The following is a 1,196-nucleotide window of genomic DNA, read 5'->3' on the forward strand; positions in this document are numbered from 1 at the left end:
ACCTCGTCGTCGTCGCCGATCAGCCAGATGTTGTTCTCGACATCCCAGGTGCCGCCGTCGAGGCTGAACGTTCCTGACGTGACGACGTTCTGGACACGAAACGTCCCGCTCACAGGACCACGACCGACCGCAGCACGGTGCCCTGATGCATCTTGTCGAACGCGGCCTCGACGTCCTCGATGCCGATGCGCTCGGAGACGAACTTCTCGAGCGGCAACCGGCCCTGCTGATACAGATCCACCAACTGCGGGAAGTCGCGTTCGGGTAGGCAGTCGCCGTACCAGGACGACTTCAGCGATCCGCCGCGGGAGAAGAAGTCGATCAACGGCATCTCGAGGGTCATCTCCGGTGTCGGCACCCCGACGAGGACGACGGTGCCGGCCAGATCACGCGCGTAGAACGCTTGCTTCCACGTCTCCGGGCGGCCGACGGCGTCGATGACCACATCGGCACCGAAACCCCCGGTCAACTCTTGGATGGCCTCGACCGCGTCGAGAACTGAGGAGTCGACGGTATGGGTGGCTCCGAGTTCGAGGGCCCAGTCGAGTTTTCCCTTGTCGCGGTCGACGGCGATGATCGTCGACGCCCCGGCCAGGCGGGCTCCGGCGATCGCGGCGTCACCGACACCGCCGCAGCCGATGACCGCGACCGAATCGCCGCGTGAGACGTGGCCGGTGTTCATCGCCGCCCCGAGCCCGGCCATCACCCCGCAGCCGAGCAGCCCGACGACCGCAGGATCGGCGTCGGCAGCGACCTTGGTGCACTGTCCTTCGTGGACGAGGGTCTTCTCGGCGAACGCACCGATCCCCAGGGCGGGAGTCAATTCGGTGCCGTCGTCGAGGGTCATCTTCTGCGCGGCGTTGTGGGTGTCGAAGCAGTACCACGGGGTGCCGCGTTTGCAGGCCCGGCATTCCCCACAGACCGCGCGCCAGTTCAGGACGACGAAGTCGCCGACCTCGACGTGCTCGACGCGGTCGCCGACGGTCTCGACGATGCCGGCGGCTTCGTGTCCGAGCAGGAACGGGAATTCGTCGTTGATGCCACCTTCGCGGTAATGCAGGTCGGTGTGGCACACCCCGCAGGCCTGGATCTTCACGACGACCTCGTTGGGGCCGGGATCGGGGATGGTGATCGTCTCGATGGAGACGGGTGCGCCCTTGCTCTTGGCGACGACGGCGCGGACCTGCTGCGGCATG

General features: G+C 66.6%; 1 protein-coding gene and 1 pseudogene. Both read right to left on the minus strand.

What is annotated here, in order from left to right:
* Window positions 1–113: pseudogene (locus tag CH294_RS27955) on the minus strand (MBL fold metallo-hydrolase); the annotation flags it as partial.
* The gene (locus tag CH294_RS27140) at window positions 110–1,195 is read right to left on the minus strand and encodes an S-(hydroxymethyl)mycothiol dehydrogenase (protein WP_094739403.1); all 1,086 of its coding nucleotides are present in this window, start codon (window positions 1,193–1,195) and stop codon (window positions 110–112) included. The pseudogene CH294_RS27955 and the gene CH294_RS27140, both read right to left, overlap by 4 nt.
* Between the last annotated feature and the right edge of the window lies 1 nt (window position 1,196).

Source organism: Rhodococcus sp. 14-2483-1-1 (assembly GCF_002259335.1).
In the GTDB taxonomy this organism is placed as follows: domain Bacteria; phylum Actinomycetota; class Actinomycetes; order Mycobacteriales; family Mycobacteriaceae; genus Rhodococcoides.